A 10,460-nucleotide genomic window follows, 5' to 3' on the forward strand; every position below is an offset into this window, starting at 1 on the left:
GCCCGTCTCCTCAGCGGTGTTCAGGAGCTCGCCGGAGCTCAGGAAGATCGTGACCGGCGTGCCGTCCACGCGGAACTGGACCACGCTGCCGGTGGCCGTTTCCCGCGTGCGGTCCGGCAGCGCGTCGCCGAGCAGCCGCACCGCGCCCAGGACCTCGGCGGCGCTGGTCACCACGGGCCGTGGCGCGGGTGCGGGCGCGGGTGGCTCACTCGTCGGGTCGGGCGCCGGAGCGGGCGGCGGGTCGGACTGCTTGGTGCCGAACACGGTGAACCCGCCCGGCGCCGGGTGCACCTGAGCGTCCACACCGGACCCGGCGAGCGCGGTGACGATCCGGGACGTGTCGGCACCGGCCCCCACCGCGATTTCCACTGTGGACGCCAGGGGCATCGCCGCACCCAGCAGGCGCATCGCCTCCGGCGTCAGCGACTCGGCGGGCAGCCGGTGCAGACGCACCCGCACGGGACGGTCCGCCGACGGTGCCGAGCCCTGCGCGGCGGCCAGGTGACGGCTGTGTTCGTCCCGCGCGTGCGCGAGCATCGCACGCAGCCCGGCCTCGTCGCCGTCGCCCCGGGCCAGGGCCGCCTCGATCCTGGACACCGCCTCCGCGTACACGTGGGCGAACCGGGCCGCGTCGTGATCGCCCTTCACCATCTCGACGGCGGCGCTGCCCGTCCAGACGCCGCGGAAGTCCACCTCGGTGGCTCCCAGCGCGATCGCCTGCGCCGTCAGGTCGGCGAAGTGGGCGGCCACGTCCTCGCCGGTGGTCATCACGAGACGGCCGCCCTCGGGCAGGACGTCGAAGGCGTTGGGCAGCGCGCCGATCGCCGGTCCGGTGAACGCGGTCTCCCGCACGCCCGCGAAGTGGACGGAGGTGAAGTCCCCGTGCGGCAACGACGACGCCGCGACATCCTCGGCCACGTCGAGGCGCGGTCCCGCCGGCAGATCGGGGTAGACCGGACGGCCGCGCTTGGACCAGCCGACGACGCGACCGTGACCGTCGTAGCCGATCTCGGCGCCGACCTCGGTGAAGTACCACTCCAGCGCCTCGCGGACGGCGTCCACCGGCACGCCCGGTTCGACCTCGACCACCAGCCGGCCGTCGTGGCGCAGCTTCGACCAGGCGGCGTCGACCACGCCGGCCACGCCGCCGGTCTCCCGGTCGGGCCGGACGCCCCGCAGCACGATCTCCGGGGCGGGTTCGCCGTCGCGGACCCTGATCGCCCCGGCGTCGGCGCCGTCGAGCACCACGGCCGGCGCCGCCGGGACCGCTCGGGACACGGCCGCCGCTCCGCCGGTACCCGTGGCCCCGGCCGGTTCCCGGTACGCGGTCCAGGTCCCGATCGATCGCAGCACGTCCTTGCCCGGCCAGGGATCGGTGAACCCGAGACGCACGTGCGGACGGCCGAAATCGAAGATTTCCCGCGCGGTGGGGTATCCCGCGGTGCCGAACTCGTGTTCCGCGGCCCGGAGCAGGAGTGCGTCGGCCTGCACGATCGCGCGCCGCGTCCGGGGTTCGCGGAGCGTTCCGTACGTGACCTCGAACGGCTGGTTCCGGCGTACCGCGGTGGCCATCGCGTTCCGCATGTCCCGCAGGTGAGCCAGGGCGCGGGCGGCGTCCTGACGGCCCCGCTCGCCCGGGTGCCAGCCGTATCCGGCCTCGACGAGGTGCACGCCGCGCTGCCCGGACACCTCCTGGGTGACCTCCGCGACACCCGCTTCGCGGTAGATGTCATCGAGCAGTGGTGTCACCCGGGCCAGTCCCCGCGCCCGCGGCGGCGCGTCCGGGGCACCGGGGTACCGGTGCTCGGCCCGGATTCGTCCGTCCGCCTCCCGGTGCAGCCGCACCTCCAGGGTGGCGGCGTGCGGCTGCCCGCGGTCCAGGTCGACGACCACCGTTATGGTGTCGCGCCCGCCCATGCTGACCGCCCGCACGTCGACGACATCCGCCAATCCGCCGAGGCCCCGGAACCAGTCGCGCACCGCGTGCTCGAACCCGGGCGCCCAGATCCCCTGGTGCGGGAAGAAACCGGCGAGCCCCGCCGGGCGGTCGCCGGGCTCCGGCGGTGCGACGAGCACGGGCGCGGCGGGGGCCTCCCGCTTGTACCCGGTGATGACGGTCTTGCCCGTGGTGGTCTCCGCGGTCACCGCGATGCCGGCCGTCTCCAGCGCGACCCGGATCATCCCGGCCGGTGCGGTGGACGAGGTGGTGATCCGGATCGTCGATCCCGCGGGGAGCGCGTCGGCGAGCTGGGCAAGCGCCTCCCCGCTCAGGTCGGCGTGGCGCCAGTTGTCCAGAGTCAGGGTCACCGGACGCGGTTCCCCGGAGGTGGTTCCGGTCGTTCCGGCGAGCGCCCGCGCGTGCACCAGCGCGGCGTCGGTGGGATCGGCGCCCGCCGCCTCGAGCCGGCGCACGGCCTCGCGGTACACCCGGCCGATGCCGCGCGGCTCGCCCTTCTCGGCGGTGATGGCGACGTTGACGTCGCCGTCCGCGGTGATGGCGGTGGCGCCGGACGCCACCAGCGCGTGCACCAGGTCGGGCAGGTGCGGCGCGGTGCGGATGCTGCTGGTGATGGCGAGGGTGCCGCCGTCGCGCAGGGCCGCCATGCCGTTGGCGACCGCGGCGATCGCCGGGCCGGCGAGCGCGGCGGGCGGCAGGTCGTCGAACCGGACGTGGTCGAACTCGCCGTCGGGCCGGGCCGCGGCGATGCCGGCACCGGCGAGGTGCACGCGCCCCGTGGGAGGCGGGACCGGGAGCGGACGGCCGCGCGGCATCCAGGCGACGATCCGGGGCCGCTCCCCCGGCACGGTGACGTATTCCGTGCGGGCGAACCACTTCCCGAGACCCGCGCGGACCTCGGCCACGTGGTCCGGGGACACCGCCACCGGCAGCGACACGGTCAGCCTGCCGTCGGCGGCGAGCAGGTTCCAGGCTTCCCCGGCGGTCCGCGCGAAGCCACCGGTCGTCTCGTGCCGGGGCAGCTCGTCGATCGTGATCTCGTCGTACACGATGTCGTGGCGTTGCAGGGGCAGATCCGCTCCCGACGCCAGGGTGAGCACGGCCGGCGGCTGGGGACGCCAGGACGGCTCGCGCTCCGGAGCGGAGAGGTCCGCGCGGAGGCGGACCGACCGCGGCGCGCTCAGCGCGGCCCGGCCGGGCGCCCCGATCTCGGCGATTTCCCGCGGTGACGGGAAATCGGGCCGTCCGAACGCGTCGTCCCCGCCACGCGCCAGGATGTCTTCGACGGCCGCGATCTGCCGGTTCAGCGTGTCCAGGAGCGTGTCCGGGTCGGCGGCGCCGTACCGGCGGGCGGTCTGCTGGGCACCGCCCCGCGCCCCGAGTTCGAGCTGCTTCGCCAGGCGGCTCCGGCCGTCGCGCAGGTGCTGGAGCTCTTCGGTCAGGTGCGCCAGCACCTCCCGCGCCGACCGGGGACCCTCCTGTCCGGGAGCCCAGCCCTGACCGGCCAGCGCCCTGGTCACCGCCGTCTCGCCGGACACGGACTCGTCCACAGAGGACACGCCCCACTCGCGGTAGCGCTCGCGCAGGAACTCGTCCAGGGCCGTGGCGACCGGGGACTGGGCGACGTGGTCGTGCCCTGCCCGCAGCGTGCCGCCGTCCCAGAAGAAGGTGCGCAGGGCGACGAACTCTTCGCCGGCGGAGGCGAAGCGCAGGTGGACCGAGTTCTCGTCGGTGCGGGCGTCTTCGAGCCACACCTCGGTGCCCGCGAACGTGACGCCCCGGACCAGGCGGGCGAAGCCGCGGCCGGCGTCCTGTGCGGACAGTGGCGTGCCGGGGCGGGGAACGAGATCGGCTATGCCCACCGGCGCGGACGCCACCGGCTGGACGATGTTGGGCAGCAGCCGCAGGGCCTGGGTCATCGTCTTGCCCAGGAGCACGGTGCGGTGGCTCGGCTCGGCCGGCATCCCGGGCAGCCTGATCTCGGCGAGACCGTCGGCCCCCGGCGGGTACAGCCGCGGCCGCGGCGCGGCCGGATCGACCGTCACGCGGGCGCGGAAGGTGTTGCCCTGCGGGTCGGCGAACTGCCACACCCCGTCCGCCTCTGGCACACCGTGGTGGTTGCGCATCCACGCAGCGAGCGCCTCGTCGAAGCCTTCGTCCGGTTCGGCCGCCTGCCCGACGTTCCACGGCCGGCCCAGCACGTGGTGCTCGCGCTCCCGGAACGGGGTGACGTCGGGTTCCCCGAACACACTCCCGTCGCCCGGGGTCTCGCCCGGCTGCGAGTGGTAGGCGAACGCACCACCGGCGAGGCCGCCGCGGTCGCGGCCGGTGCGCGGCGCGGGAAGCGGGGCGGTGTCGCGGTCGGCGCGGCCGGTGCCGAACGGATCGTCCCCGCGGTGCACCGTCCGGGCCGGGCGGCTGGGGCCCGGCGCCGGATCACGACGGGGCCCCGGACCGGTGGCCGGGCCGCGCGAGGACCGCCGGGTGTGCTCGGCCAGCTTCTCCGCATCACCTTCGCGCAGGTTCCGGGTGACCTGCGTGGCGAGCGCGGACTGCTGGGCCGCGGTGGCCGGGTGGGGCTGGTGCGCGAGCCGGCCGACCGCGTCGAGGCCCCGACGGACCCGGCCCCACTCCAGCTGACTGCCGTCTCCGGACGCCGACGCGGTTATCTCCGGTCGCGGCGCCCGCGCGGGTGCACCGCCCTCGTAGCGGGTGTGCACCGACGGCTTGAACCGATCGATCGCGCGGAACCTCGCCCACGCGCCGCGGGCGAGGTAGATCGCCGGGCCGGCGAGCGCGAACGCTCCGGTCGCCGCCAGCACCACCGGGTTGCTGGTGATCATCGACGCGCCGATCGCGGTCAGGGCGCTCTGCGCGAAGAACATCGCGCCGGGACCGAGCTTGGCGCCGACCCGGCCCCGCTTCGCTTCGATCCGGAAGCCGAACCTCGACAGCGCCGCGGTGGCGGCGGTCAAGGTGGTCCCGACGACGATGTTGAGGGCGCTTCCGCCGCCGGCGAGGAAATCGCCGATGTACTGCGCGGTGAGACCGGCGTTGGCGATCGTGAGCAACGGGAAGGCGACGATGTTCTGGATCTTGCGCATTCCCGGTTTCGAAACCGGGTCGTAGTAGGACCAGATAGCCGGGATCGCGGTGATCCCGAACAGGATCGACGAGGGCAGGTAGGCCGCCGACACCCACGCGGTCATACCGGAGGCGTGCACCGCCTGGTACAGCTGGTAGATCGCGTTGACCAGCCACGTCCCGGCGGTGAGCACATGCGAGAGCCGGCCGAACACCCCCGCCGTCGGGTTCATCCGGTTGATGGAGTCCGAAGTGGCGCCGAGGATGCGGTTGACGTAGTCCTTCAGCCGCGAGAACGCCATGTTCGCCAGCACGCGACGGCTCTGCGCGTCCACGTTCTCGGGAAGTCCCAGCTCGACGGCGGCGATGTAGGCCTTCAGCATCTCCTTGACGCGCTGTTCGAACAGCGTGACCACCCGCGCGACGATGTGGGCGAAGTCGCCGCGGAACTTCCGCCCGCCCGGGGAGATCTCGTTGACCATCAGCTTGCGGGTCATCTTCATGAGGCGATGCACCGACTCCACGTCGACGCGCTCGCGCTCCATGATCGATTCGACGGCGACCCGGATGCTCTGGGTGTGCGCGGTCTTCAAGTTCGTCAGCAGGGACCGCACGACGAACGCGGTACCGGCCGCGGCCCCCAGCACGGCCGCGGGAACGGCACCGGCCACGGCGGCAGTGGCTCCCGCTGTCGCGGCGGCGGCGACGGTCGTCCAGCCGACCAATCCGCGCCTGCGGAAATGGGCGTGGAGCTTCTCCTGCATCTCTTCCGTCGCGAGCCGCTGATTCTCCGTCTTCGACACATCAGCGAGCACCTTGCCGACGAGCTGTTCCTGTTCCTCCCGGCTCAGGCCCTCCGCCGCCTGCATCGCGTAGTGCGCGGCGATGAGCGCCTCGACCGGGGCTTGCAGACCGAGCTCGTCCGTCTCCACGGGCTGGAGACCCTTGCGGTCGCGGATCTGGGCGAAACGGTCGGCCACGGCCTTGCGGATCTGCGACTTCATGTCGCGCACCACCTGCTTGGCACCCTCCGCCTGGCGGAACGGGCCGTAGGCGATCTGGTAGGCGTGGTGCAACGACTGGATCTGCGGGTTCTCGCGCCAGTTCCCGTCGCGGGTGCCGGACGGGCCCACCGCCTGGCCGTCGCGGGGCCGGAAACCCTGGTCCCACAACTGCTGAGCGCGGGCGTGGAACGCCTCACGCACCGACTCCGGCGCGTCGGCCATCGTGGCGAGCCAGGCGTCGCGCTGATCGGAGAAGTACTCGTCGACGAACCGCTGGCTGCGATCGGCCGGGGTTTCGGCGGACCGGACGTCCGAGCCGTCGCCCATGCCCACACCGGGTCCGACGGCCTGGTCGGGATGTGGCACGAGCCCCTTGTCGATCAGCTCCTTCGCCTTGCGGTGGAAACCCTCGACCACGTGTGGGGGCTTGCCGGACAGAACCTCGAGCCAGGCGTTGTGGTGCCGGGAGAAGTACTCGTCGACGAACCGCTGACCCCCGTCGCCCTCCGCGTCGCCGGTCACGCGGACGTAGTTGCCGCCCCGCAGCTTCGCGACGATCGCCTCGCCATCGGGATGACGTTCGATGATCGCGCGGTAGACCGGCTCCATTTCGGTGGCGTGCCGGTCCAGCTGCGTGCTCGGCATCATGCTGATGCCGTCCGAACCGAAGATGAGCCGGTCCTGGTACTTGACCGCGAACTGGATGAACCGCTCGAACACCGCCGGGTTGTCGCGCAGGTACTGGCCGAGCGGGGTCCACGAGAAGTCCAGGTGCAGGCCGGGCACCAGCTGCATCATCCGGTCGAGCATGTCGATGTGGTCGACCGTGAGGGTCGTCCAGTTGCCGACGCCCATGTGCGCCCAGATGATCCGGTTGTTCCGGAACTCCGGGTGGTGCTTCATCAGCGCCATCATGGGGATCAGACCGCGCTCGTCCGGATCGCCGGCCCGGAACAGCCCGTTCAGGTCGACGGTGGCGAACCCGTTGTCCTTGTGCAGCAGGAAGGTCTGCCCGGTCATCCGGTTGGCGCGCAGCTTCGCCAGCAGGTGCGGGTTGAACATGTCCGGCACCTCGGCAGGCAGGCTCGCTGCCATCTCCGGACGGCCGGCCGAGCGCAGCAGGTACCGCAGCGTCTCACCGTTGTGGACGAGCTGGTCGAGGTAGTCGGCCTTGTCCATGGGCGAGGTCAGGGAATCCGGGTCCCCGAGCAGCGCGCGCGCCTCCTCGGCCGCGGTGCCGGTGAGCCTCCCCTCGGCGAGATCGGCCTTGACCTGCACCGCCGCGGCGACGGTGAGCTTGAGCTGGTTGGTCCACTTCGGGTTGTAGGTGGTGTTGGCCTCGTCGCCGAGCAGCTGTTTGATGGCCTCCTTGTCGTCGGTCTGCTCCGCGCCGAGGTAGGCGAACTCGGCCATCAGCATCGTGAGGTCGTAGCCCTCGGCGCCGGGGATGTCCCAGCGAGTGCCGACCAAGCCGACGTCGGCCCGCCACTTCACGTCCTCGGACAGCTCGCGGTACATCTTGAACATCAGGACGTCGGCGAGTTTGCCCTGCAGTTCCAGGATGTTCTTCTTGTCGATGAGCCCGGCCCGGAGCATGGGGACCAAGCCGTAGTAGACGGCACCACTGGCCGCGGCGGCGCCGAAGGCGCGCTCGCGGATCGCCGAGTACAGGATCCGGCCCAGGTCGCCCCGAGCCGCCCGGTAACGCAGCTGCCGCTCGGCGAGGCTCATCTTCGGCTCGAGCTTCAGCCACGCGAGCACCTGCTTCCTGCGGGTCTTGGCCTCTTCCGAGTTCTCCCGGCCCGCGCCGAGGAACTGGTTGTCGAGCGCATAGCTGAGGAGGTGGTGGTGGACGTCGCTGATGTCGCGAGTGGACAGCCGGTTGGTGAACAGCATCAGCGCGAAGTCCTGCGGCACCCCGAGGTCCAGCACCTGCTGCAGCGCGTCGGGCGAATTCACGTCGATCGCCTGGATCTTGGCGGTGAACTCGTCGATCTCCATCAACGCATCGGCACTGAGGAAGCGGCGTGCGAACCTGTCCAGTCGTCCGTGCGCTTCGAGGTAACGGTCGACGTAGGGCAGCCGGTAGCGGGATTCGGTTTCCGCGCGACCGGGCGCGACCACGCGGCCCGTGATCCGGCTGATCTCGCTGTCGTTCAGGCCGGTGCGCTGCGCGATCTCGACGAGCCTGACCCCGTCGTTCGCGGCGGCCTTGATCACGTCGCGCAGAGCATCCACATAGGCCCGGTGCGCTTCGTCGCGGGCCTGTTCCGCCACGAGGTAGGCCTCGATCGCCCGGTCCAGCTCGGCCTGCCGCGTGCGGACCTCCGCGGCGGCCAAGCGCAGGATCTCCGTCCGGTTGCCCTCGAACGGCAGCCTGCCTTCGGCGGCACGGCTCGCGGTGACGTAGTCCACCGGGAGGCTCAGCGCGTTGGCCACCGTCTGCGCATCGGTGGCGGTGTCACCCTCACCGCGCAGCAGGCCGGGCGCCCACCCACGGCGTTCGTTCATTCTCCTGCGCGCCTGACGCAGATCGGCAGCGGCAGCGCGGTACCGTTTCTCGGCCGCGCGGCGGGCCGGTTCGTGCTCACGCACGCCGCGGGCCAGATCGCGGCGCACTCCCACCAGGTCGCCGGGTGCGTAGGCGCGCGCGCCGAACTTGATCTTGCCGGCGTTGTCCGGGAAGGCGCGGGGCTTGAACTCCGGCCGCCTGCCCTCGTCGAGGACACGCGCCAGGGCAGCCGACGTCGCGTTGCTCGCGTACCGCTCGGGGAGCCCGTCTTCGATGGCGTCCTGGCGGATCCGCTCGATCTCACGGGCACCGTGGTCTCGCGCCTGCTGCCACCGCTGTTCGGCCTCGACCATCCGGTTCCCGGCGTTCACGGCCGTGACCAGCAGGCGAGTGCGGTGGTCGACGACGAGGCGGATCATGTCCACCGCGGTCCGTCCGATGATCTCGCGCGCGATCTTCGGGGGCGGTTCGATGACCTGTGCCCCGTCGAGCACCTTTGCCGGCTCGACGATGCGCGCTTCGATCTCGGCACGGCTCAGGTCGTAGGCCGCTTCCAGCGCTTCCAGCACCTGAGTGTCGTTGGGGGCTACCTTGAGCCGCTCCGCCAACTCCTGCGCGACCCACGGCAAGTAGGCCTCGTCATCCTCGATCGCGTTCAGGGCTGCCAGGTAAGCCTGCTGGGCGCGGTCAAGTTCCGCGTGTCGCTCACCGACGTCTTCGGCGATCTGCTCCGCGGCGGTGCGCAACGGTTGCACCTGCGGGAACAGGGCGGTCAGGTCCATCGTCTGGACGCCGAAATGCGCGCCCGGTCCGGGAACGGCCGGGAGCAGATCCGCCTGGCTGTCCGGCGGGATCTCCCCACGCGGCGGCGGCGGGCGCCGGCGCCCGAGCGCGGCGTGCCGGTATCCGAGGACGTTGCGCAGCCCGTCGGCGACCATCCGGACCTGGGTGGCCTGCGTGGTGCCCGGCGGCACCTCGACCACGTACGGCAGGTGGTCGCCGGCCGCGACCCGCAGCCGCGGCGCGTCGATGCCCTCGACGGTCCGGAACTCGACGCGGAAGGGCCTGCCGCCGGAGTCGGTGGCGCGGACGGTGGCCGCGCCGGCGTCCGGGCCCGCCGTGACGCGCAGGTCGCGCGCCGAGCCGCCCAGGGCCGCGCGGGCCACGCCGCGCTCGGCCACCGCGGCCGGGATGGCTTCGCCCGGTTCGTGGGAGAACCGGACCGGGTCCGGGGTGTTCAGCTGGGCGCGGAAGCGGGACAGCGTGATCTGCAGGACCGCGTCGGCCACCACGGCGGGCAGCGTGTCACCGAGGGCCGTCAGGGGCAGCTGGATGTCGTAGGTGTTGCCGGTCCGCAGGCCGAACGTGTCGTCGCGCACCGGCACGCCGTCGCGCAGGTCCTGGAAGTACGGCCACACCTCGGTGCCCTCGCGCACCACGACGGTGAACGGCCGCTGGTCGCCGTAGGTGACCTGGAGGTGGACCTCGCCGGTGTCGGCGCGGGTCGCGGTGACCTGGACCGGGTGCCCGGCCATCCGGGCGACGACGGTTTCGGCGAGTGTCCGCATCGGACCGTCGCTGCCGTCGCCCTGGCGGATCCACGCGGGCGCGACGGGTTCCACGACGGGCGCACGGCGCGGGGTGACCGGCAGCGGTTCCGGCGACTGCACCGGCTGCGGGCCGGGCGCGAAGGGTTCCGCGTCGGCCAGGCCCCACTGCTCGGCGAGGACCCGCAGCTCGCCTTCGATCATCCGGGTCCGGGTCGGGCCGTCGGCAGGCGCCGGGACCGCGAACCGGTCCGCGCCCGCGAGCGGCGCGAGCGGCTCCACGAAGAGACCGTCGCCGAGGCGGATCTCGGCGCGGTGCCGGCGGCCGGACCGGTCGAGCACCACGATCTCGACGT

1 protein-coding gene (only partly in view) is annotated in these 10,460 nt (G+C 72.6%); it reads right to left on the reverse strand.

Features of this window, described 5'->3' with window-relative positions:
* Nucleotides 1-10,449, reverse strand: partial view of a toxin glutamine deamidase domain-containing protein gene (locus D0D28_RS06375; RefSeq protein ID WP_116110047.1) — the 5' end (the start) only. The gene continues 21,300 nt to the left of window position 1, outside the view; the window shows 10,449 of its 31,749 coding nt (coding positions 1-10,449); its start codon is at nucleotides 10,447-10,449; its stop codon lies beyond the left edge, outside the window.
* Nucleotides 10,450-10,460 lie beyond the last annotated feature (11 nt).

Source organism: Amycolatopsis ruanii (genome assembly GCF_003385175.1).
GTDB classification, from domain to species: Bacteria; Actinomycetota; Actinomycetes; order Mycobacteriales; family Pseudonocardiaceae; genus Amycolatopsis_E; species Amycolatopsis_E thermalba.